This is a genomic window from Glutamicibacter sp. (assembly GCF_050701915.1).
Lineage (GTDB): Bacteria > Actinomycetota > Actinomycetes > Actinomycetales > Micrococcaceae > Glutamicibacter.
In genome coordinates this window covers 166,501-186,368 of the sequence record NZ_JBOGEG010000004.1, presented here as the reverse complement: position 1 = coordinate 186,368, position 19,868 = coordinate 166,501, and the positions used below count along the sequence as shown (strand labels likewise).

The window sequence follows — 19,868 nt, the reverse complement described above, 5'->3', positions numbered from 1 at the left end:
AGACTGATCGGGAGATCCGTCGATGCATCAAACGCTATCTCGTCCGTCGGATCTTCAGAATCTTCAGTGCTTCAAAAATGATTGAAGAGGTTCCGGTTGCGGCTTGACAGACATAGAAGAGTCAATTGGCGCCGGGCCGGTAATTTCTCACCTGCTCGACGCCAATAGTCCCAGCGTTTGCAGCTCCTGATCCCTGCAGAAGCTCCATGCCTAGGCGCTTTTGCGCCCCTTTGCCAGCTCTGGGTAGTGGATGGCCGCGGTCTGCGGGTGGGCTCGCAGCCAACCCTTGAGCACGTTGGCGCCATAGGAGGCCAGCATTGGGTTTTCCGGATCATCGGAGACACCGCGAGCTTCGGCAGCCAGCTCGGCTGGCAGTTCGACCTTGTCGATCACTGCATCCAGCCGAGGGGAGTAGAAGAACGGCACCGAGTAGCGGTCAACGCCGGCTGGTGGCGCAATGACGCGGTGGATGGTGGCCATCAGGTAGCCGTTGGTAGCCACTTCGAGCATTTCCCCGAGGTTCACGACCAGCGCACCCGGGGTAGGCGGCACCTCGATCCACTCTTCCTGGCCGTAGGGCTGCACCTGCAGCCCTCCAACCTGGTCCTGCAGCAGCAGGGTGACGAAGCCGTAGTCGGCGTGCAAGCCAACGCCCTGGTTGCCCGACTCTGGTACGACGTCGCCCGAAACGTAGTGCACCAACTTGCCCATCCATGACGGGGTGTTGGCGAATGGCTCGTCGAAGTGGCCTTCGGGCAGCCCCAGGCCCACGGCGATGGCCGAAAGCAGCTCGTGGCCGGTCTTGTTCATCAGCTCGGCCCACGCCATGGCGCGCTCTTGGAGCTGGGGGAAGTCGGCCGGGAACTGGTTCGGGCCCTGCAGGTTCAAATACGGCTTGTCCTCGGGAACGACAGTCAACGTCTCGCGTTCCGGTCCGTAGTCAATCTGTTCGCGGGCATCTGCGCGGCCGCGGGTGATTTCGGTGCCCATCCGGGTGTAGCCGCGGAACTGGGCGCTATTGCGGTTATCGAGCTTGATCTTCTGCTCAACTGGCTTCTGGAAGAATTCTGCGATGGTATCCAGCAGTTCCTGGTCCTGGCCGGCATACGCGCTGTAGCCGACGATCTGGAAGAAGCCGACGCGGTGTGCAGCGTCGCGAATCGCGGCAACGAAATCCTTGTTGAAGGAGCCGTCAGCGTTGCGTGCGGTAGAAATATCGAGCAGTGGGATCTCGGTGACTACGTTGTTCATAAACCTAGAGTGCACCTTATGACGCGATTGTTACTAGCTAAAGTTACGCCCCGTTCCCCCAAGTTTCCCTTGGCGTAACAATCCTTGCTTTTTCCCATTGCGTGGCTGATTGTTCGCATTCGCGTGCAGTGTTCTCCGGGCCTCCGCGCGGCGAGTCCGGCTGTTGCCCGGTCCAACCAGTCCCGCCTCGGAAAGCTATCTTTATGGCACTGCCAACTTCGGCCTGACCTGTACTTCTGGGGGTCTGGGGAGTTTGTCCGTATGCTTGAATAGTGATTTTTCGAGCGGTAGGTGAAGGCCGTCCATACCCTGACCACGGCTACTCGTCGACGCGTGATTGGAGCGGGCTTCCACCTCAGCAGGTGAAGCTAGCCGAACTGGTCACCACCAAAGCGACCCTGGATCTTGAAACATTGCTCTCCGAGGATTCCACCTTCTACGGCGACTTGTTCCCGCACGTAGTGCGCTATCGGGGCGTGCTGTATCTAGAGGATGGGATGCACCGCGCGCTGCGCTCGGCGCTTCATCATCGCTCGGTAATACACGCACGCATATTGGATCTGGACGCTAGTTAGATAAGCTAGCGCCACGAGGATGACGTCGCCTTCAGGCCAGCGGATGCCGAAGGCTGACCAGAGCAAGGTGGAATGATGCGTGATCGCGATGACCCGGGGCAATGGCACGGTGCGCATATTGTCGACGAGCAAGAATTGAGTTTCAGCTCGGACGGCCAGGCTAAGAGGCGTGCCCGCAAACGCCAGAACATTGTTTTTTCTGTGATGGCCCTGTTGGTGATCGCGGTTCTGGTCGGCGCCGTTCTCGTTTTCAATGGAACCTTGAAGTTGGGTGGCGAGCCTGCCGCCGTCGAGAGCCCGAAGCCAAGCGAGACGAAAATCGAAAATCCGCAGTGCCCGGCCATCGATTTCAAGTACCAAAAGCCTGCAGATGTCGAAATACGCGTGCTGAACACGACCGACATTTCGGGCCTTGCCGGCGACACTGCCAAGGCCCTGGAAAAGCGCGGCTTCAAGATTTCGTCGCTGACTTCCGGGTGGAAGTCGCTCTCCGATACCACCGGTGCGGTCATTGCCGGGCCTGATGGCTATGCCCAGGCTTTCACCGTGCAGCGCCAGATCCCCGGCATCGTCTTCATCTATGACGAGAAGAAGTGGGGCAGCCGGGTGGACCTGGCGCTGGGGGAGAAATTCGACGGACTGGAAAAAGAACGCAAGCTCAATACCTCAGACGGCAAGCTCGTCTGCGCTAAATAGCTGGCTACTGGGCCTGCACGTCTCCGGAATGCACTTGAGCCAGTGCATTTGCGAAGACCTCAGCTGGCTGCGCGCCGGAAATGCCGTACTTTCCATCAATGATGAAGAAAGGAACACCGCTGATGCCCAGCTCGCGTGCCTGGGCGATATCTGCGTTGACTTCCTCAACGTAGGATCCGGAAGCCAAGTTCGCACGCAGTTCCTTGGCATCCAGTCCCAGCGTTCCGGCCAACCCAAGCAGCGTTTCTTCGTCTCCGGTGTTCAGGCCCTTTTCGAAGTGTGCAGAAAGCAGTGCTTCCTTCATCTCGTTTCCGGCACCATGCTGCTTGGCATGTTCCAGAACACGTAGTGCGGTGAAGGAATTAGCGACCTTCAGGTTGGCGAAGTCGTAGTTCAAGCCTTCGCCAGCCGCCTGGGCGGTGACATGGTCAAGCATTTGGGCGACCTGTTCCTGCCCCATGCCCTTCATTTTGGAGAGGTATTCGGCCTCGCTGCCGTCATAGTTCTCAGGCAGGCTCGGGTCCAGCTGGTACGAATGCCAATAGACATCCACGTTCTGAGAATATTCGAACGCCTCGACTCCCTGCTCGAAGCGGCGCTTGCCGATAAAGCACCAAGGGCAGGCAATATCGGAGAAGATATCCACGCGGATGCGCTTGTCTTCCAGGGACTGGGCAGCAGTATTTTCGCTCATGCTTGAGGTAACAACTTTTGCTCACCGGGCATTCCGCATTCGCAACTGCTGATTTCGAGGGAGATAATGGAAGGGCTCCTATGGAACCCGGTTGGTGCTGATGGCGAGAGAAAGCGGTACAGGTGGCAAAGAATCTTCGATGGCGTGGGATCCTCTTCGCTGGGACGATTACGGCGATGGCAGGCTTCGTCGATGGCGTCGGATTCGTGCACTTCGGTGGCTACTTCCTCTCCTTCATGTCGGGTAACTCCACGCGTTCTTCCGCGGCGTTGATGACAGGAGACTTTGCCGGATGGGCGATGGCGATGTCCTTGGTGGGCTGCTTCGTCGGAGGTGTCATCCTCGCAACCCTGATTACCTACCGTCTCGATAGGATGCGCCGGCCAGTGGCCATGTATTTCAGTGCGGCACTGCTGCTCTCTGCGGCCATCTCCGGGTATTTCTTGCCGCAACTTACGGCCCTGCTGCTGGCCGCAGCCATGGGCGTGGTCAATGTTTCCTATACCCGTTCGGGAGAGGTTTCTCTGGGCCTGACGTATATGACCGGCACCTTGGTCAAGCTCGGGCAAGCACTTGGAGGAGCGATCATCGGGTTGGCCACCGGATCGGACCGCGGCGACTACCGGTTGCTATGGACCCGCTACGCATTGCTGTGGCTGATGATCACCATGGGTTCCCTGGGCGGCGTCTTGGCCTACCTGCACCTTGGGCTCGGCAGCTTGTGGGTTGTCGCCGGCGGCATGCTCATGTGGGCCAGCTTGGCGTTGATCCAGGAGCTACGCACACCCAATGACCCAGATGCGCCCTCGGGGCCGCGGACCGGAACTCTCACCGAGATCAAGTAAGAAGACATAAAAAACATGCCTGTCTTCGCTTTATGCGAAGCCAGGCATATTTTATTGCTCGGTGGTTAGCCCAGCAGGGAGCCGCTATCCTGCTTTACCGGCGCCGCTGGGCGAACCAGCAGCTTGAAGAGCACGGCAAGGAGCACGAGCCAGGCGATACCGGTGTACAGGGCTACGCGCGTCGTCGGGCTCAGGGCCAAAAGCACGACGACGAAGACCATGAATGCCAAGGCGATCCATGCGGCTACGGTCCCGCCAGGCACAGCGTATTCACGGGCGACGGCCGGTCCGCGGCCCGCTGCGGCTTCCTTGCGTCGCATGGCCAGGTACGAGGTCAGAATCATGATCCACACCCAGACGGTGGCGAAGGTAGCGATGGAAGCGATGATGGTGAACAGTGCCTCTGGGAGCAGGGCGTTGAGCACCACGCCTACCAGCAGCACAATGGCCATGATGACTACGGTCATCCACGGCACACCGTTGCGGGAGATCCGACCGAAGGACTTCGGCGCATGGCCAATTTCGGACATGGCGTAGAGCATGCGCCCAGCCCCAAAGGTATCGGCGTTGATCGCCGAAACGGCTGCGGTGATCACCACGGCGTTGAGCACGTGGGCGGCAGCCGGGATACCCAGGCCGTCAAAAATCTGCACGAATGGCGAAGCTGAGCCGTCGATCTGGCGCCAGTCGAAGAGCATCATGACTACGGCCAGCGAAGCTACGTAGAAGAGCAGGATGCGCCATGGCACGGTATTGATGGCCGCTGGAACCGACTTGGCAGGATCAGCTGCTTCACCAGCGGTAATGCCGATGGTTTCGATGCCGCCGAAGGCAAACATCACGACGGAGAAGGACAGCAACAGGCCCACGAAGCCGTTGGGGAACAGGGTGCCAGCGCTCATCAGGGTAGCGATGCCGGTAGCGGTTCCGGTCTCGGGGGCGTTGAAGCCGAAGACGATCAGGGCGGCGCCACCAATGATCATGGCGATAATTGCGGTCACCTTGATAATAGCCAGCCAGAATTCGGTTTCACCGAAGACCTTGACCTTCATCAGGTTGATCGAAGCGATCAGCAAGACGACGGCCAGGACCCAGATCCATTGCGCCACCTGCGGGAACCAGAATCCCATGTAGATGCCGAACGCGGTCACATCGGCGATCGCGACAATGGCCATTTCAAAGGCAAATGTCCAGCCGGTGACGAATCCGGCGAAGCGGCCCAGGTAGCGCGAAGCGTAGTGAGCGAAGGATCCGGAAACCGGATGCTTGACAGCCATCTCGCCCATGGCACGCATGACGATGAAGACGGCAGCGCCGCCAATCATGTACGCGAAGAGAACGGCAGGGCCAGCAGCCTGGATAGCAGAAGAGGAGCCGTAGAAAAGGCCCGTTCCGATAGCTGAGCCGAGAGCCATGAAGCGGATGTGGCGGGCAGTGAGCCCACGGGCGAGAGACGCCTTTATTTCGTTCACGATAGTAATGCTCGGATCCTATAAGGGGTGCGTTCGATGGGGGCGGGCCCGCGCCAATGGCAGGGCACAGCCGTGAAAATCTTATGTGCTCCAGGGATCCATGACGCACTTAAGTGTTGCAGATCTATCGTGAGCTTGGCCACCAGCCAGTATCCGATCCGCTTATCCGGGTGGAAGAATGGGCATATGAAACTTGGATTCGTCCGCCACGGACAGACGCAATGGAACCTCGAAGGCCGGTTGCAGGGCTCCAGCGACATCCCCCTGAACGACACCGGGCGCACCCAGGCCCGCGAGGCTGTCTCGGTGCTGGAGGGCGGCCAGTGGGACGCTATCGTTTCCTCGCCGCTTTCGCGTGCGCGGGAGACGGCGCAGATCATCGCCGATGGGCTGGGACTTGAATTGGGCCCGAGCTATGACCTGCTGATCGAGCGCGACTACGCCCAGGGCGAGGGCATGGTGGAAACCGAGGCCCTGGCCCTGTGGCCGGATAAGCACGGTGGCGGAATCGAGTCCCTGGAATCGGTCGTCGGTCGCGGGTTGCGCGCCATCGAGCAGATTGCCGCCGATTACCCGGGCAAGAACGTCGCGGTGATCTGCCACGGCACCATTATCCGCTACACGCTCTCGCACTTCGCCGGCTACAAGCTGGACACCATCCGCAACGGCTCGGTAGCGATCATCGGCAATGAGCCCGGCGATTGGCAGCTGGAACTGGTCAATGACCAGGTTCCCAGCAAGGTCGCGGGCTAAGCCGAACTAGATGCCGGAAGGAACTATCCGGCGGATGCTCGATGCCACCTGCGAATCACGCTGGCGGTTCTTGACGACCGCCAGCCATGACCCCAACGCCATGTAGGCCCTGGAGCGGATCTTCGGCGAGGAGAGGAACACGTCGTGCAGCGCGCCGGGCAGGCGCACCAGATGCAGTTCCCGGCCCAGGTCTATGCTGCGCTGCGCGACGACCTGCACGTTCAAGGCCACGTCGGCGCGGGTGGCGGTGTCGTGCCAGCGTGGCAGCAAATAGTCTTCCGCCGAAAGCATCACCAGGGTGGGTATCTGGAGATCCAGTCCCTTCTTCACCTTGGCTTGCGCAGTGAAGACTGCAGAGATGAAACCCGCGGTGAGCTTGAAGCCGTTGACCGGACGCCAGCCCAGGTCGTAATCCCATTCGCCGGAAAACTGGCTGGAGACCGTGCGGGTGTAGAATCCCGGATCCACCGTCGGCAAGAAGCGGTGCGGGTTGCGGCTGCTGGCCGCCTGGACGATCCGCGCCAAGGCGGTGCGGCCGATCTCGCTGGCCTGGAATTCCAGCCACGGGCTGTTCAGCGCCAGCGCATCAACTTTCTGCGGGTTGGCTGCCGCGTACAGCGAAGCGCTGAGCCCGCCAGTGGAATGGGCGAGCAGGACAAAGCGGGTTCCCGGATGCGCGCTGGCGATGATGCGGTGGGCCGCGTCGAATTCCTCGAAGTACTCCTCCAAGTCGGTGGTGAATCCTGGGCTGCTGTGCTCGGCGATTCCGGTGGCCCGGTCCACCGGCAGGTTCCGGCCATAATGGCGCAGGTCCAGTGCGTAGAAATCCGCTCCGGCCTCGGACAAGAATTCAGCCAACTCGGTCTGGAAGAAGTAGTCCGACCAGCCATGCACATAGAGCACCGCGATCCCGCGCAACGGCGGCGGCAAGCGCAGCGATTTGCGCGGACGGTGCCTGATCAACGTCGCGGTGGATCCGTCGGACATCGGCAGCGGCCGCTGCGAGAAATCCTCGCCAAGCAGATCGGGTTGCCACAGGTCCTCGGCCGGGTTCTTGAACTGGAAGGCCATGGCTACAGCGTATCCACTTTCGCGCGCGAAAAACGGCATTCGCCAATTGGAGTGGTTACCAACTGGTGAATGCCGTTTCCCGTGGCCGACGTTCAGGGACGACTGTTTTCTATCGGCCGGGTCTTGGGATTGCTCAGCCAGCCATTTCCAGGGTGCGGGCCGGCGCATCCAGGTAGCGCAGGTAGGCGTTCTTGGTCAGGAAGGTCGGGAAGTCATCGCGCAGGGCGCAGGCCTCGAAGATTTCCACGGCTTCCTCGAAGCGATCGCCTTCGAAACGCTCCAAGCCCTCCATGGTCTCCTCGGTCAGTTCCTGAACCCAGCGACGGGTGATGATCTCGCCCTCATCGGTGATCGCCGACTGGTGGATCCACTGCCACAGCTGCGAACGGGAGATCTCAGCGGTAGCAGCATCTTCCATCAGGTTGCGCAGTGCCACAGCACCGTTGCCGCGCAGCCAGGACTCGATGTAGCGGATGCCGATCTCGATGTTGTCGCGGATGCCGCGTTCGGTGATCTTGCCGGTGAGGCTCTCGACGTTCAGCAGGGCCGGACCGGAAACCTCGACGTCTTCGCGGGTACGCTGCAACTGGTTGGGGTTCTCGCCCAGAACCTCGTCGTACACCTCCCGGGCAACCGGAACCAGGTCCGGGTGGGCAACCCAGGAGCCGTCGAAGCCATCAGCTGCTTCGCGGGCCTTGTCCTCGCGGACCTTGCCGAAAGCCATCTCGTTGATCGAGGCGTCCTTGCGGTTCGGAACGAATGCGCTCATCCCGCCAATGGCCGAAGCCCCGCGGCGGTGGCACGCACGCACCAGCTGCTCGGTGTAGGCCCGCATGAACGGAGCGGTCATGGTTACGGTGTCGCGGTCAGGGAAGACGAAGCGCGGCCCGCGCGAACGGAAGTTCTTGATGATCGAGAAGATGTAATCCCAGCGGCCTGCGTTCAGCCCCGAGGAATGCTCGCGCAGCTCGTAGAGGATTTCTTCCATTTCGAATGCGGCGGTGATGGTCTCGATCAGCACGGTGGCACGGATGGTGCCGCGCTCGATATCCATCAAATCCTGGGCCATGTTGAACACGTCGTTCCACAACCGTGCTTCCAGATGGTTCTCCAGCTTCGGCAGGTAGTAGTACGGACCGCGGCCGGCTGCCAGCAGGCGCTTGGCGTTGTGGAAGAAGTGCAGTCCGAAGTCCACCAGCGCACCGGACATCGGGGTGCCGGCAACCAGCAGGTGCTTCTCCGGCAGGTGCCAGCCGCGGGGACGAACCACGATGGTTGGCAGCTGCTGCAGATCGTAGCTGTTCAGCTTGTACTCGCGGCCATCGGGTGCGGTGAAGTCCAGTTCCTGATCCAGCACGCGGATCAGGTTGACCTGGTTCTTGATGACGTTCTGCCAGGTCGGCGAGGAAGCATCCTCCATGTCGGCCAGCCAGACCTTGGCGCCGGAGTTCAGCGCATTGATGGCCATCTTGCGTTCGATCGGGCCGGTGATTTCCACCCGGCGATCTTCCAGCCCCGGTGCGATCGGGGCAACCTGCCATGAATCATCTTCGCGGATTTCGCGGGTCTCGTCCAGGAATTTCGGATCGCGGCCGTTGGCAATGCGCGCCCGGTTGACCTGGCGGCGCTGCATCAGCTCGGCACGGCGCGGTTCGAATGCGGTGTGCAGGGCCGAAAGGAAGTCCAGGGCTTCGCTGGTCAGGATCTGCTCCTGGTAGCGAACGGGGGTAGCGGTAATGGTGATGTTGTTCAGGGTGATGGGGGAGTTCATGGCAGCGTCCTTAAAAACTTGGAAATGGTGTTGGTGCTAGCCGGCGCCTTTGCCGGCTAGCACCATCGACCCCTCAGGGTCTAATGGAATTGGCCTTCTTCGGTGGAGCCCACCAAAGCCAGGGTGGAGGCGTTAGGGTTCAGCGCCGTGGAGATCGCGTCGAAGTAGCCGGTGCCGACTTCGCGCTGGTGCTTGGTGGCGGTGTAGCCGGCGGCCTCGGAAGCGAATTCGCGTTCCTGCAGCTCGACGTAGGCGCTCATGCCGTCCTTCGCGTAGCCCTGGGCCAGGTCGAACATCGAGTGGTTCAATGCGTGGAATCCGGCCAGGGTGATGAACTGGAAGCTGAAGCCCATGGCGCCCAGCTCGCGCTGGAATTTGGCGATGGTCGCATCGTCCAGGTGCTTCTTCCAATTGAACGACGGCGAGCAGTTGTAGGAAAGCATCTGGTCCGGGAAGTCCTTCTTGACCGCTTCGGCGAACTTGCGGGCCAGCTCCAGATCGGGGGTGCCGGTTTCCATCCAGATCAGGTCCGAGTACGGTGCGTAGGCCTTGGCTCGGGCGATGCATGGCTCGATGCCGTTGGTGACCTTGTAGAAGCCTTCCGGGGTGCGCTCGCCGGTGATGAACTGCTGATCGCGTTCATCAACGTCCGAGGTGATCAGCGTTGCCGCTTCAGCGTCGGTGCGGGCGATAACTACAGAAGGGGTGCCAGCCACGTCGGCGGCCAAGCGGGCCGCGTTCAGGGTGCGGATGTGCTGCTGGGTCGGGATCAGCACCTTGCCGCCGAGGTGGCCGCACTTCTTTTCGCTGGCCAGCTGGTCTTCCCAGTGGACGCCCGATGCGCCAGCGGTGATCATGGACTTCATCAGTTCGTAGGCGTTCAGCGGGCCGCCGAAGCCGGCTTCTGCGTCAGCGACGATTGGGACCATCCAGTCTTCGACGGTCTGGATGCCTTCGGAGAACTCGATCTGGTCTGCACGCTGCAATGCGTTGTTGATGCGGCGAACTACTTGTGGAACCGAGTTAGCCGGGTACAGCGACTGGTCCGGGTAGGTCTGGCCCGAGAGGTTGGCATCTGCTGCCACCTGCCAGCCCGAAAGATAGATGGCTCGAAGGCCGGCCTTGACTTGCTGCACTGCCTGGTTGCCGGTCAGTGCGCCCAACGCGTTGGTGTAGCCACCGGTTGGGGTTTCCTCGGTGAGCTGCTTCCACAGCTTCTCGGATCCGCGCTTGGCCAGGGTGTGCTCTTCCTGGACCCGGCCCTGAAGCTTCACGACGTCGGCAGCGCTGTAGTCGCGGGTTACGCCGTTCCAGCGGGGGTTGTTTTCCCAGTCGCTCTCGATGGCTGCGATGCGGTTGTCGATCGAGGTTTCGTTGGTGTTTTCAGTAGTCATTGCCTTGGCTCCTTCGCACAAGCTGCGGGTTCATGTTGATCGGAAGGTGATCTTGTGAACTTCTTCGTGACAACTACTTTTCCGCAGGTGCAAGGGCTTCAACAGAGGTTTTTTGAATTAAGATTTGCATTTCTTTGCGAAATTGAAAATTTCTCGCTTCTTGCCGTGATTGTGAGCCAAAGCATGAAGAATCGTCGGAATCGAACGATTCTGTTGCGAAGAAGAGTGAAATTTAACATCAATCTTGGCTGGGGAAAGTGCGAGAGCATACCGAAGCTTGATCCTGCGAATTTCGGTGAATGGCTAGTGGGCTGGCGTTTTATGCAAGACGGAGGTGCTGAGTCGTCAATGGAGGCGATGCTGAACGGGCCAAAAGCGTGAAGCATCAGAGTCTGGAAAGGAATCGGGCGTCGCCAGATGGGCGCCTGGATTTGTCGCTACGGCCCGGTATTTCTGCCCAGCAGAACAGGTTTTGGGTGTGAAGATTTGTGGATCTTGCGAAAATGGATGTTTGAGCCGGAACGGGCTAGGGCTGGTCGAAAGAGACAACAGCCATGAAACCGCGGCCAGAGATACGTGGTTCACCGGCATCAGAGCCAACTACGGTGTCACGCAGGTTCAGCGACTGTTCGCTGTCGCCAAGCAAGAGCTTGGCGGAACCTTGAACCATAACGCCCAGCTGCCCATCAAAGAGATACTGTTCGCGTTTTTTGGACAGCTCCACAATGCGAACGGTGGGTCGCACCTGCTCTGGCTCGGCAGCCACGTGCACGATGAGCAATTCTTCGGCGGGCTGGCTCGCCTCAACCGAATTTCCGGTCTCGAACTTGAGGGGGCGCAACGGTTCCAATCCGTGCTGTTGTCCGTCAACATCCAGCTGCACGAAATCGCCGGCGATCAAGGTGAAAACTTGAGCTGAAGGCGCCGGAGTGAAGCTTGCAGATTTCTCGATAGAGCGAATCGATAGTTGCCAGGTGGCTTCGCGAATATCGCTAGGCTGCAATGTTCCGTCTTGCGCAAGAGTGCCGCTCGCAATGAGCCGGACCTGGCCCAGCTCCCACTGTTTCTTGGTGCTCTGCGCCAATTCGAGGATGGATCCTGGTGCAAAAGGTGCCTGTGCTTCGCTCATAAGACGAGTCTACTTGCCGATGATCATGCGAAGCTGTTCGACCATCTGGGTTGTGGACACCGAGGCATCAAGGATTATCCAGCCGTGAAGTTGCGCAAGGCGCAGGTATTCATTTCGACTCTCGTTGAGATACTCCAGGCTTTCGTCATCTTTGCCACGGGAATTGATTCGCTCAAAGGCAAGGCGGGGATCCACATCGAGCAGGACAATTCTCGCGTGTTCGGTACTTTTCTCCGCAAGCCACGGAAGCAACAACCCCGCGGGATGTCCGCGTAGGCGCCGCAGTACCAATTGGCAATACAGGTGGCGATCCATCACGCTTAGCCCGGGGGAGTGTGCGGCGACAACCATATTGCGGGCAACATTGAAGCTTCGGATGGACGTTTCGAAGAAATCCTGGGTGAAAGTCGGGAACGTGATTCCCAAGGCGCGAGAGAATTTGGTAAGCCAGCTCCGGGCGGAGGCGTTTGCGAGCCTTCGGGCTCGAATGCGCTCATTGAGCAGCTGTCGCACTAGAGCTTCAATGCTGGTGCTCTTCCCTGCGCCATCGGGACCGAGAATTACCAAGGTTTGGGGTGGGTCGTGGGCAGGGCTCGTGGCAGGTAACGGGCGGGCGGAAATTGCGTGCATGTCGCTCCTTTGGAAGACGCCTTTGAAGTTTCAACGAGTGTGCGGCAACGATGATTCCGCAGAACAGCTGTGCGTTTAATGAGAGAAGCCGTCCTGGCATCAAGGAAGAAGTGCAAATTTTCGGCACCAGGCCATGGCTGAGCCATCGAATTGCGGATCAAATCATGAAGATCTAGAAATTTTTCTCATTTCTGGCATAACCTTGTTATGTGACTGCAACCACATGGAATCGCTCAGTGAACTCAGCCGGCAACGGCGCTGGCAGCGAAGATACGGAACTTGACTCCATTGCCTTAGGCCGGAGAATCCGTTTTCTGCGCAAGACCAAGCAACTGACCTTGGATGATGTATCGGCCTTGGTCGATACTGCGCCCAGCCAACTGTCATTGATTGAAAACGGCAAGCGCGAACCAAAGCTGTCGCTGCTGAAATCTTTGGCCGGCGCTTTGGGTGTCGGCGTCGATGATCTTCTGGGGACCGAACCGCCATCGCGTCGAGCTGCCCTGGAGATCGAGTTGGAACGTGCCCAGCGCGGTCCACTCTACGCGTCCTTGGGATTGCCTACCGTGCGCGTTGGCACGCGGCTGCCGATGGACGTCCTTGAGTCCTTGGTGGGCCTGCAGCATGAATTGGAACGCCGCCTGAATGAGCAGGCCGCTACCCCTGAAGAAGCCCGTCGGGCCAATACCGCGTTGCGCCATGAGATGCGACAACGCAACAACTACTACAAAGACATCGAGCAGGAAGCCGCCGATGTCCTCTCTGCAGTTGGCCACGATTCCGGGCCGCTCTCGCATCATCGTGCAGCAGATATCGCTGAGCATCTGGGATTCAGCCTGCGCTTTGTGGGCAATCTTCCGCATTCCACGCGTTCGGTGACTGACCAGAAGAACAAGCGTATTTATCTGACGCAGGCGAACCGCTCGGAACATGATCCTCGTTCGGTGTTGCTGCAGGCGCTAGGGCATCACGTATTGGGTCATAGGACTCCCACCGATTATTTCGATTTCCTCTCGCAGAGGGTCGCGACCAACTACTTTGCCGCGGCGTTGATGATGCCGGAAAAGTCTACGGTGGACTACCTGCGGCGAGCTAAGAATAACCGTGAATTGGCGATCGAGGATCTGCGCGATGCCTTTGCCGTGTCCTATGAGTCGGCAGCCCACCGGTTCACCAACCTTGCCACCGAGCATCTGGGGATGACCTGCCATTTCCAGAAGGTCCATGAGTCGGGCATCTTGCACAAGGCTTATGAGAATGACCGAGTGAACTTTCCAGCCGATCACACCGGTGCCATTGAGGGACAGAGCATCTGCCGCTATTGGACAAGTCGTGTGGTCTTCGAGCAGATGGATAAGTTCCGTTCCTTCGAGCAGTACACCGATACCGTCAATGGGACCTTCTGGTGCACGGCGCGCACGGAGCGTCACTCTTCGGGGCTGTATTCATTGTCCATTGGCGTGCCTTTTGAGCATGTGAAGTGGTTCCGTGGGCGAGATACCAAGGAACGTTGCCAGTCCACCTGCCCGGACGAGAATTGCTGCCGCCGTCCACCTGCTGACCTATCCAGCCAGTGGTTTGGCAATGCGTGGCCAGCTACGCGTGCCAATACCCACCTGTTGGCGGCCATGCCGACCGGCGCCTTTCCTGGCGTGGATGAAACCGAGGTCTACCGATTCTTGCAAAAGCAGGTGGACTAGGACAGTTGGACTATGCGATGTGCTTGGCGATGAAGGCAAGAGCAGTTTCCGCTAGCCACGCGCCATCCTGGGCAACAGTGCGGCCGGAGCGGGCTACCTTGAAGGAATGGTTGCCACCTTCGAACCAGGAAAGTTCGCTGTGCTGGTTCAGCTTGCTGACGACTTCTTCCATCTTTTCGGGGTTGGCAAAAGGATCGCGGGTGCCTTCGAGGAAAAGCATCGGCACCGCAAGCGGGTAGAGGTGCTCATCGCGTAGCTTCTCTTCCTTCTTAGGCGCGTGCAACGGATACCCCAGGAAGATCAACCCTTCCGATTCCATGCCCCCGGCAACGGACAGTGAGGCGATGCGTCCGCCAAAGGACTTTCCTGCAGTGAAGATTGGCAGACCTTCAGCCAAGTTTCCTTCGACCCAACGGCGGACGTGGTGCCACACTGCGACCGCAGCTGGCGCTTTGTCGGGAAATTTCTTTCCAGCATCCATGTAGGGGAAATTAAAGCGCAGTACGCTGGCACCGAGATCTGCAGCAGCTAGCGCAAAGCCAGCCATGAAGTCGTGATCCTTGCCGGCACCTGAACCGTGTGCGAGTACCACAACAGCTTTCGCGTTCTCTGCGCGGTCCCAGAGGGCGCTGAGTTCTATGTCTTCGTAGGGAATGGAAAGTTCCTGCGTCATGGTTTCCAGCCTATCGGCTGGGAACGCGGCGGCTGGTTGTCCCGGAACGAGCCGGACTACATATTGCCGTCGAGAACCATCTCCGTATCAGTGTCAGCACCGTTTCTGGCGATGACGGTCATTTTCTCGACTTTCTCCCCCTTGGCGGCCTTGCTGTTGATTCTGATGCTCATATTTGAACTTACAAACGCTGAAGCAGGCATGTCATATTCGCCATCGATCCATGGACCGTCTTCAAGCGTGACGACGAGTTCGCCGAAGGCGGGAGACTCCACCTTCTCAACGTAGGCATGCGGGTCGGTTGGTAGGCAATTGCGATACACCTCGATCTTGGTGATTTCGCTGTGGCAGAAGGATTCGTACGTATCATTCATGGAGTCGAGCCACTGCACATACTTTTCCTCGGCCCAGGCCTTCCGGTCCATTGGATCAGCCCCGGTTCGGGAACGCGTATAAGTTCCGGAATTCTTGCCATTCTCTGTCGCGAAAGTGACAGATTCCAACTCCGGCGAGGCCTCACCGACGCTCTCGAACATGATTAGTCCCATCGTGCGCAACTCATCCTCGTTGGTTTCGTAGCTTTGGGGCATTTGAGTGCCAAACTTCATGCTGTTATCCAAGAAAATATTGATGACACCAGGGGCTGGAGACTCCCAAGAAGTCATTAGGTTGTAGGGATACAAGAAGCCCTTGGTGGACTTGATGCCAGAGTTTTCTTTCCACATCTCAATCTTGGAATCTGCCCAGGCCTGTCCCGAATTAACGTTGGCATCCACCTCTGTGGCTACGGGAGCAGGCGTGGCTCCGGCAGGTTCACCAGGTCGTGGCGTGGGCTGCGCAGCTGGACTGGAGCCAGCGACGGCAGCCGCCGTCGAATCAGCTGGCGATACTTGCCCAGGAGCTGCGCTGCACCCTGCTAGTAGCAAAGCCAACGATGATAGGGCAATGGCCGACCGGACGCGCAAGAATAACTCCTCATTAGCGATGAATGGACAGTCTATACAGGCCAGGCAGCGAAGAGAGAGCTGTTACGAGAATTTGGCAAATGTCCGGATAACGCTAGGACGGAATTCCGACCCTTCTGTGAGTCCCAGGGATTCGTAGAAGGCACGTTGCCCGGGTTCATCATCGGTGATCAGGACAAGCTGGCGCACATGCTCATATTTCACTAGTACCGCAGAGAACAAGGCACGGCCTACGCCGGTGCGATGCGTGGAGGGACGCACCAGGATGTCCTGGACATAACAGATGGTGGCATTATCAGAGACCACGCGCACAAGGCCGATTAACTGGTGGTCTTCGTCGTAGGCGTAGATTGCGTAGGTTGAATTCTTCAGGCCTTCGAAAAGTACGTCCGGTTTGTCTGTATAGGCACTCCAGCCAACCGAGTTGTAGAGCGAAAGTATTTGTTCCTCGGAAGGCACCTTAGTGGTGGAGAGTTCCATCGAGTCCTTTTACTGTTGCGGGGAAACCGAAACGATCTCGGCGTTGCTAAGCAACGGATGCTTCACCAGTTCTGTTTCCAATGTTTGGATGATGGCCTGAGCGGAGTCACCGTTGTAAACGAACACCGGGCCATCATGGCGGTAGTAAACATCCTCATGCCATCCGATTTCGCCGTCACCCAATGCATGCTGTAGGGCCCTGACTGTTGGCTCCAGATTCGAATCCGATTCGGCCGCGAGCCTGGTCCGAAGCAGAACGTACTCACTGCCGCCTACTTCGGTGCGTTGTCCATCAATACTTACCCAGGAACCATGCCCCAGCCCTCTCTCGATGAGCGAAGAGAGCAATTCGGAAAACAGCTTCTTCGGATCGGGGGTGGACACTTCAAGTTCAATGTCGCTGGAGACCGGCTCCTCAGCAGTGTCCAATGTGGTCTCGGCGCTGGTGATGGACCCCGAAGACTTGTATTTGGGCAACAATGTATCGAGCAGGCCCGCCTCATGATCTTTGCGCAGGCGTTCGGTCATCGGCTGGGCAAAATGGATTTGCACCCGGTGAGTCGAGGCCTCCGGTGATTTCCTGGCGAACAGCGACATGTCCTCAATCCTCGTGTGGGTCGGAAATGCAAAAGACGATTCCGTAAGGATCGCGCAATATGGTCCAGCCAAAGGAAGGGTCTTCGGTGTGGTCCTCAACGTGTGTTGCACCGGCGGCAATGCAACGGGCGACTTCCTGCTCTCGGCTGGTGCTTGCTTCCAAATCGAGATGGACGCGGTTCTTGCCCGCAGTGATCTCATCGACTTTCTGGAACCCCAATCGCGCGCTGAAGCCAGGGACGCTGATCATCGTGAACCCCGGGTACTGGCCCAGGTATTTCCCGCCCAAGACAGCCCTCCACCAGGCCGAGGCCGACCGCTCGTCAAGGGCATCGAGGGTGATCATTCCAATGTTCGCCATGCAAACAAAGGTACCGGGAGTCTCTTTGCTTAGCTAGAGGTCACCTGCAATTCATGGACGGACCGGCACATCTGCAGGGGTCAAAAAAGGGGCTTGTTTGGCTGGGACCGAAGTCCCAGCCAAACAAGCCCCTCGATGGGCGAAGCCGATTTAGCTATCGAAGTAGCTTGGCACATGCTCGCTTTGAGCAGGTGGCGTCGGCATATCAACCTTCATCTGCACCTTCAGCTCGTCCTCGACGTAATCCACCGACACGGTGTCACCAGCGGCAAGTGAGTCACTGATCAGCAGGTCGGCAATGGCATCCTGCACCTTGCGCTGTACCAGCCGGCGCAGCGGGCGGGCGCCGAACTCGGGGTCGTAGCCTTCGCTAGCCAGCCACTGCACGGCAGCGTCGCTCACCTCCAACTTCAGCTCCTGGTCCACCAAGCGAGCTTCGGTCTCAGCGATGACCAGCTTGACGATCTGGCCAATCTCGGACTGCGAGAGCTTGGAGAACAGCAGTACCTCGTCCAAGCGGTTCAGGAACTCTGGGCGCATGAACTCGCGTACCTTGCCCATTACCTTGGCACGGATTTCTCCGGCTTCGCTGGTGGCGTTGGCGGAGGTGAAACCGAAGTTTCCTGCCTTGTTGGCCAGGTACTCGCCGCCGAGGTTACTGGTCATCAGAATCAGCGTGTTGGAGAAATCGACGGTGCGGCCGGCGGAGTCGGTCAACCGGCCGTCATCGAGTACCTGCAACAGCACGTTGAACACATCCGGGTGGGCCTTCTCGATCTCATCGAGCAGCACGACGGAGTACGGGTTGCGGCGGATCTTCTCGGTCAGCTGGCCGGGCTCGTCATGGCCGATGTACCCCGGAGGTGCGCCGATCAGGCGCGCCACGGTGTGCTTCTCACCGTATTCGCTCATATCGACGCGAACCAGTGAATCGGCCGAGCCAAACAGGTTGGAGGCCAGGGCCTTGGCCAGTTCGGTCTTTCCAACGCCGGTTGGACCCAGGAACAGGAACGAGCCAATGGGGCGACCTGCTGGCGACATGCCGGTACGGTTGCGACGAACGGCGCGAGCCACAGCGGCAACTGCATCATGCTGGCCGATGACCGAAGCGTGCAACGACTCTTCGAGCGAAGCCAGACGTGCCTTGTCGTCTCCCGAGATGCGCGAGGTGGGGATGCCGGTGGACCGGGAGATCACTTGCGAAATCTGCTTCTCGTCCACTACGCGGGTGACTTCAGCATCGCCCGATTCCTCGGCGGCCTTGATACGTGCGGTCAGTTCCACGATGTGGTCACGCCATGCGCCAGCCTCTTCGAAACGCTCCTCGCCGATGGCGCGAGACTTCTCCCGCTCGGCATCTACCAATTCGGCGCGCAATGACTGCACGTCCTCGGTGTCGCCGGCAGCGATGGATCGGCGGGCGCCAGCAACATCGATCAAGTCGATAGCCTTGTCCGGAAGCTGGCGGTCGCTCAGGTAGCGGGCCGAGAGCGCAACCGCGGCCTTGAGCGCTTCGGGGGTGTACTGCACCTGGTGGTGTTCCTCGTAGGATTCGCGCAGCCCTTCCAGGATGGCCAGCGCGGTTTCCTCAGAGGGCTCGGCGACGGTGACCTTGCCGAAGCGCCGTGCCAGCGCACTGTCCTTCTCCACCTTGCGGAACTCATCCAGCGTGGTGGCGCCAATCATGTGCAACTCACCGCGGGCCAAGCGCGGCTTGAGGATATTCGCGGCGTCCATATTCCCGGACTCGCCAGAGCCGGCCCCGACCAGCAGGTGCAGCTCATCGATGAATATCAGCACCTGGCCTTCGGCGGCGGCCACCTCATCGAGCAGACCGGTTAGGCGCTGTTCGAAATCACCGCGGTAGCGGGTGCCGGCAAGCATGCCAGGAAGATCAACGGAGATCAGGCAGGCATTGCGCAGCTGGGCTGGAACCTCGTCATCGATGATGGCGCGGGCCAAGCCTTCGGCAATGGCAGTCTTGCCCACCCCAGCCTCGCCAATCAGCACAGGGTTGTTCTTGGTGCGGCGGGCCAGGATTTCAATAACCTGGTCCAGTTCCTCCTTGCGTCCGATCACCGGATCAATCTGGCCGTCGGCGGCCAGCAGGGTTAGATCGGTTCCGTAGCGTTCCAGCATGGAAACGTCGGACTCGGCATCGCTCTGGTTCTGAGCATCGTTTTGGCCACGCTGAGCCTGCTCCATGGCAGCCTGCTGCAAGGACTGGCCGGTGATGCCGTGTTGGGCCAGAAGTTGGCTGACCGGCGATTCCGGGTTGAAAACGAAGGCCAGGAAAAGATGATCAGGGTCGATGTAGGTCGAACCGTAATTACGGGCAACTTGATAGGCGTCAAAGAGGCTGCGCTGAGCTGCTGACGAGAGACGGGATGGCTTCTCGCCCTTCTCCTGGGTCTTGGGCATACGCGCGATGGCGTCTGCGCTCAAAGCATCGATGTCGATACCCATGGCGGTCAGGTGCTCGCCAACTGGTTCGGTGCGCAGCAGAGCCATCAGAAGGTGCAGGGAATCAATCTCGTCGTGGCCATGCTCCTGGGAAATCGCTGCCGCGGTGGCTACCGCTTCGTGAGTGCGGGCGGAAAGCAGGCGCGTGAGGTCGATGGGACGTGCTGCCTGAGCACGTGAAGACAGGAACCGAGAGAGGAATTCCTCAAACGAGCCATCTGACGGTGCGCCGAAAAATGCTGGCAAGTGAGCCTCCTAATAGAAACTTGAGCGGTCTATGCTCATGTTCAACGTATATGGCGCGCAGATATTCCCGAACCGGGCTAGGCAAGGTGTCAAAGAGGTTGA

At 59.1% G+C, this 19,868-nt stretch carries 20 protein-coding genes; 6 read left to right on the top strand and 14 right to left on the bottom strand.

What is annotated here, in order from left to right; all coding sequences use genetic code 11:
- Nucleotides 1-210: 210 nt before the first annotated feature.
- A complete protein-coding gene (locus tag ACRDT3_RS05450) occupies nucleotides 211-1,251 on the bottom strand; it encodes an isopenicillin N synthase family dioxygenase (RefSeq protein WP_431492013.1) in 1,041 nt (346 codons plus the stop codon).
- Between the two features lie 272 nt (nucleotides 1,252-1,523).
- Here ACRDT3_RS05450 and ACRDT3_RS05445 point away from each other — a divergent pair, with 272 nt between their 5' ends.
- Nucleotides 1,524-1,826, top strand: a complete 303-nt coding sequence (locus ACRDT3_RS05445; RefSeq protein ID WP_431492012.1) for a type II toxin-antitoxin system VapB family antitoxin — start codon at nucleotides 1,524-1,526, stop codon at nucleotides 1,824-1,826.
- A 72-nt stretch (nucleotides 1,827-1,898) separates the two neighbouring features.
- Entirely contained in the window at nucleotides 1,899-2,522 is a 624-nt protein-coding gene (locus tag ACRDT3_RS05440) for a LytR C-terminal domain-containing protein (RefSeq protein ID WP_431492011.1), read from the top strand.
- Nucleotides 2,523-2,526: 4 nt separating this feature from the next.
- Here ACRDT3_RS05440 and ACRDT3_RS05435 read toward each other — a convergent pair whose 3' ends face one another.
- On the bottom strand, nucleotides 2,527-3,216 hold the full coding sequence (locus ACRDT3_RS05435) for a DsbA family oxidoreductase (RefSeq protein WP_431492010.1): 690 nt from the start codon (nucleotides 3,214-3,216) through the stop codon (nucleotides 2,527-2,529).
- A gap of 122 nt (nucleotides 3,217-3,338) precedes the next feature.
- Here ACRDT3_RS05435 and ACRDT3_RS05430 point away from each other — a divergent pair, with 122 nt between their 5' ends.
- Complete coding sequence (locus ACRDT3_RS05430) at nucleotides 3,339-4,061, top strand: YoaK family protein (RefSeq protein WP_431492009.1); 723 nt, start codon at nucleotides 3,339-3,341, stop codon at nucleotides 4,059-4,061.
- Between the two features lie 65 nt (nucleotides 4,062-4,126).
- Here ACRDT3_RS05430 and ACRDT3_RS05425 read toward each other — a convergent pair whose 3' ends face one another.
- Nucleotides 4,127-5,533, bottom strand: coding sequence for an amino acid permease (locus ACRDT3_RS05425; RefSeq protein ID WP_431492008.1), 1,407 nt, complete (start codon nucleotides 5,531-5,533; stop codon nucleotides 4,127-4,129).
- Nucleotides 5,534-5,719: 186 nt separating this feature from the next.
- On the opposite strand from ACRDT3_RS05425, the gene ACRDT3_RS05420 reads away from it, so the two are divergent.
- Nucleotides 5,720-6,286, top strand: a complete 567-nt coding sequence (locus ACRDT3_RS05420) for a histidine phosphatase family protein (protein ID WP_431492007.1) — start codon at nucleotides 5,720-5,722, stop codon at nucleotides 6,284-6,286.
- Nucleotides 6,287-6,292: 6 nt separating this feature from the next.
- Here ACRDT3_RS05420 and ACRDT3_RS05415 read toward each other — a convergent pair whose 3' ends face one another.
- The 3 genes from ACRDT3_RS05415 to aceA form a co-directional block, all read right to left on the bottom strand.
- On the bottom strand, nucleotides 6,293-7,357 hold the full coding sequence (locus tag ACRDT3_RS05415; protein ID WP_431492006.1) for an alpha/beta hydrolase: 1,065 nt from the start codon (nucleotides 7,355-7,357) through the stop codon (nucleotides 6,293-6,295).
- A 133-nt stretch (nucleotides 7,358-7,490) separates the two neighbouring features.
- Nucleotides 7,491-9,128 (bottom strand): malate synthase A, encoded by a 1,638-nt coding sequence (aceB, locus tag ACRDT3_RS05410; protein WP_431492005.1) that lies wholly within the window; start codon nucleotides 9,126-9,128, stop codon nucleotides 7,491-7,493.
- An 80-nt stretch (nucleotides 9,129-9,208) separates the two neighbouring features.
- A complete protein-coding gene (gene aceA / locus ACRDT3_RS05405; protein WP_431492004.1) occupies nucleotides 9,209-10,522 on the bottom strand; it encodes an isocitrate lyase in 1,314 nt (437 codons plus the stop codon).
- Between the two features lie 54 nt (nucleotides 10,523-10,576).
- Between aceA and ACRDT3_RS05400 the strand changes: the two genes are divergently transcribed.
- Complete coding sequence (locus tag ACRDT3_RS05400; RefSeq protein WP_431492003.1) at nucleotides 10,577-10,903, top strand: hypothetical protein; 327 nt, start codon at nucleotides 10,577-10,579, stop codon at nucleotides 10,901-10,903.
- Nucleotides 10,904-11,048: 145 nt separating this feature from the next.
- Here the strand turns inward: ACRDT3_RS05400 and ACRDT3_RS05395 are convergent, their stop codons facing one another.
- Nucleotides 11,049-11,651 carry a HutD family protein gene (locus ACRDT3_RS05395; RefSeq protein WP_431492002.1) on the bottom strand — a complete coding sequence of 201 codons (603 nt, stop codon included), beginning with the start codon at nucleotides 11,649-11,651 and terminating at the stop codon, nucleotides 11,049-11,051.
- 9 nt (nucleotides 11,652-11,660) lie between these two features.
- On the bottom strand, nucleotides 11,661-12,281 hold the full coding sequence (locus ACRDT3_RS05390; protein WP_431492001.1) for a thymidylate kinase: 621 nt from the start codon (nucleotides 12,279-12,281) through the stop codon (nucleotides 11,661-11,663).
- Nucleotides 12,282-12,517: 236 nt separating this feature from the next.
- On the opposite strand from ACRDT3_RS05390, the gene ACRDT3_RS05385 reads away from it, so the two are divergent.
- Nucleotides 12,518-13,981: a helix-turn-helix domain-containing protein gene (locus ACRDT3_RS05385; RefSeq protein WP_431492000.1), complete on the top strand. Its 1,464-nt coding sequence runs from the start codon at nucleotides 12,518-12,520 to the stop codon at nucleotides 13,979-13,981.
- A 10-nt stretch (nucleotides 13,982-13,991) separates the two neighbouring features.
- Here ACRDT3_RS05385 and ACRDT3_RS05380 read toward each other — a convergent pair whose 3' ends face one another.
- The 6 genes from ACRDT3_RS05380 to ACRDT3_RS05355 all read right to left on the bottom strand — a co-directional run bounded on the left by ACRDT3_RS05380 (nucleotide 13,992) and on the right by ACRDT3_RS05355 (nucleotide 19,766).
- Nucleotides 13,992-14,654, bottom strand: coding sequence for an alpha/beta hydrolase family protein (locus ACRDT3_RS05380; RefSeq protein ID WP_431491999.1), 663 nt, complete (start codon nucleotides 14,652-14,654; stop codon nucleotides 13,992-13,994).
- A 56-nt stretch (nucleotides 14,655-14,710) separates the two neighbouring features.
- Complete coding sequence (locus tag ACRDT3_RS05375) at nucleotides 14,711-15,430, bottom strand: hypothetical protein (RefSeq protein ID WP_431491998.1); 720 nt, start codon at nucleotides 15,428-15,430, stop codon at nucleotides 14,711-14,713.
- 252 nt (nucleotides 15,431-15,682) lie between these two features.
- On the bottom strand, nucleotides 15,683-16,099 hold the full coding sequence (locus ACRDT3_RS05370; protein ID WP_431491997.1) for a GNAT family N-acetyltransferase: 417 nt from the start codon (nucleotides 16,097-16,099) through the stop codon (nucleotides 15,683-15,685).
- A 9-nt stretch (nucleotides 16,100-16,108) separates the two neighbouring features.
- Nucleotides 16,109-16,696 (bottom strand): hypothetical protein, encoded by a 588-nt coding sequence (locus ACRDT3_RS05365; protein ID WP_431491996.1) that lies wholly within the window; start codon nucleotides 16,694-16,696, stop codon nucleotides 16,109-16,111.
- A 4-nt stretch (nucleotides 16,697-16,700) separates the two neighbouring features.
- Nucleotides 16,701-17,057: a VOC family protein gene (locus ACRDT3_RS05360; RefSeq protein WP_431491995.1), complete on the bottom strand. Its 357-nt coding sequence runs from the start codon at nucleotides 17,055-17,057 to the stop codon at nucleotides 16,701-16,703.
- Between the two features lie 150 nt (nucleotides 17,058-17,207).
- Nucleotides 17,208-19,766, bottom strand: coding sequence for an ATP-dependent Clp protease ATP-binding subunit (locus tag ACRDT3_RS05355; RefSeq protein ID WP_431491994.1), 2,559 nt, complete (start codon nucleotides 19,764-19,766; stop codon nucleotides 17,208-17,210).
- Nucleotides 19,767-19,868: the final 102 nt, after the last annotated feature.

What these genes read in the sequence shown, in the direction of transcription:
- ACRDT3_RS05450 (WP_431492013.1), bottom strand. Translation starts at nt 1,251, where the DNA reads ATGAACAACGTAGTCACCGAGATCCCACTGCTCGATATTTCTACCGCA.
- ACRDT3_RS05440 (WP_431492011.1), top strand. Translation starts at nt 1,899, where the DNA reads ATGATGCGTGATCGCGATGACCCGGGGCAATGGCACGGTGCGCATATT.
- ACRDT3_RS05435 (WP_431492010.1), bottom strand. Translation starts at nt 3,216, where the DNA reads ATGAGCGAAAATACTGCTGCCCAGTCCCTGGAAGACAAGCGCATCCGC.
- ACRDT3_RS05420 (WP_431492007.1), top strand. Translation starts at nt 5,720, where the DNA reads ATGAAACTTGGATTCGTCCGCCACGGACAGACGCAATGGAACCTCGAA.
- ACRDT3_RS05415 (WP_431492006.1), bottom strand. Translation starts at nt 7,357, where the DNA reads ATGGCCTTCCAGTTCAAGAACCCGGCCGAGGACCTGTGGCAACCCGAT.
- aceB (WP_431492005.1), bottom strand. Translation starts at nt 9,128, where the DNA reads ATGAACTCCCCCATCACCCTGAACAACATCACCATTACCGCTACCCCC.
- aceA (WP_431492004.1), bottom strand. Translation starts at nt 10,522, where the DNA reads ATGACTACTGAAAACACCAACGAAACCTCGATCGACAACCGCATCGCA.
- ACRDT3_RS05395 (WP_431492002.1), bottom strand. Translation starts at nt 11,651, where the DNA reads ATGAGCGAAGCACAGGCACCTTTTGCACCAGGATCCATCCTCGAATTG.
- ACRDT3_RS05390 (WP_431492001.1), bottom strand. Translation starts at nt 12,281, where the DNA reads ATGCACGCAATTTCCGCCCGCCCGTTACCTGCCACGAGCCCTGCCCAC.
- ACRDT3_RS05380 (WP_431491999.1), bottom strand. Translation starts at nt 14,654, where the DNA reads ATGACGCAGGAACTTTCCATTCCCTACGAAGACATAGAACTCAGCGCC.
- ACRDT3_RS05370 (WP_431491997.1), bottom strand. Translation starts at nt 16,099, where the DNA reads ATGGAACTCTCCACCACTAAGGTGCCTTCCGAGGAACAAATACTTTCG.
- ACRDT3_RS05365 (WP_431491996.1), bottom strand. Translation starts at nt 16,696, where the DNA reads ATGTCGCTGTTCGCCAGGAAATCACCGGAGGCCTCGACTCACCGGGTG.
- ACRDT3_RS05360 (WP_431491995.1), bottom strand. Translation starts at nt 17,057, where the DNA reads ATGGCGAACATTGGAATGATCACCCTCGATGCCCTTGACGAGCGGTCG.